This is a genomic window from Longicatena caecimuris, from assembly GCF_004341945.1.
Classification (GTDB): Bacteria; Bacillota_I; Bacilli_A; order Erysipelotrichales; family Erysipelotrichaceae; genus Longicatena; species Longicatena caecimuris.
Window position 1 is genome coordinate 1 of record NZ_SMBP01000045.1, and the last position, 1,487, is coordinate 1,487.

General features: G+C 35.8%; 1 protein-coding gene and 1 rRNA gene. Both read right to left on the reverse strand.

Translation table 11 applies throughout. From position 1 onward, the window contains the following. Positions 1-65, reverse strand: a 16S ribosomal RNA gene (locus EDD61_RS13690); the annotation flags it as partial. 360 nt (positions 66-425) lie between these two features. After that, positions 426-1,487 (reverse strand): group II intron reverse transcriptase/maturase (ltrA, locus tag EDD61_RS13695; protein WP_132225870.1); only part of this gene is annotated, 1,062 nt, incomplete at its 5' end.

Below are 1,487 nucleotides of genomic sequence, written 5' to 3' on the forward strand. Positions count from 1 at the left end.
TCGACTTGCATGTATTAGGCATGCCGCCAGCGTTCATCCTGAGCCAGGATCAAACTCTCCATTTGATTTAGCTCAAAACGTTTACTAACGTTTTTTTATTTGTTTATCCGAGAATTACTTCTCTTTTTCATTGAAATTGACGTTTCCTGTTCAGTTTTCAAAGACCGATAGCATCCACTGTTTGGTGGATGTCACTCTCGTTGAGTGCCTGTTTATAATACATCAATTTATCTTTCATGTCAACGCTTATTTTTTATTTTTTTCACTTTTTAATGATCTTTTTTATCTTTTCATACTGTAAACGATTACATCCAAGATATCAAACTTTTCTTATCTTTTCATTCCTTATTTCCATATCATCTCTTTTCCGATTACACATCCAATGGCTTATTATCTAATCGAGTAGGGTGAAATAAATCACCCTCTCACACCACCGTACGTACGGTTCCGTATACGGCGGTTCGTTTTAATTTCAAAGCGTGTCTCTCTATATAGTAATCTAAACAACTGACTAGTCCTTTTTGGGCTAGTTTTTCTTTTGATATTGCTCTTACCACACATGTTTTGGTTACGACCCATTGATAATGGTCTCCCATATACGATGTCTGTCTTGCTCTATCTTTTCTAATCCCAAGTTTTTGTAATCCCCATTGTCGCTTGCTGGGTACTTTCCACTGCTTCCATATAATTACTCGAAGTCTTGTACGAAGATGTTTATCTATATTCATCATATGTGTTTTCATATTACATATGGAATAATAGTTTATCCATCCTCGTATTACTTGGTTCAGTTGTCTTATCCTTTCATTTAAAGCCATTGTGTTCTTTCTGATTGTTAGCTGTTTCAGTTTCCTCTTAAATCGTTGTATGGAACTTGCGTGTGGTCTTGCACAATATTTCTCAGCTTTGGTATCATAATAAAATCCAAAGCCTAGATATTTTAATTTGTTAGGTCTTGTGATATGCGTCTTTGTCGCATTCACTTTCAGTCCCAATTTGTGTTCAATCCACTTTGTGATTGTATGCATCACTCTGTTCGCACTGGCTCTACTTTTTACCGCTATCACGCAGTCGTCTGCGTATCTGGTAAAGTGTAATCCTCTGCTTTCTAATTCTTTGTCTAATTCATTTAGGATAATATTACTTAATAATGGCGATAGGTTTCCACCCTGTGGTGTTCCCTTTTCACTCTTTTCATATTTTCCGTTTATCATGATACCTGCTTTAAGATATTTTCGTATGAGCGACTCTGTATCTCCATCATTTATGATGATGTGTACATAACTCATCAATTTATCCTGTGGCACGTTGTCAAAGAATTTCTCTAAGTCAATGTCTACTATCCATTCATATCCATCATTGATATATTCCAATAATTTCATTATGGCCTGTTCACAACTCCGATTTGGTCTGAATCCATAACTATAATCCGAAAAGAACGTTTCACATATTGGGCTTAATACTTGTACCATTGCCTGCTGGATGAT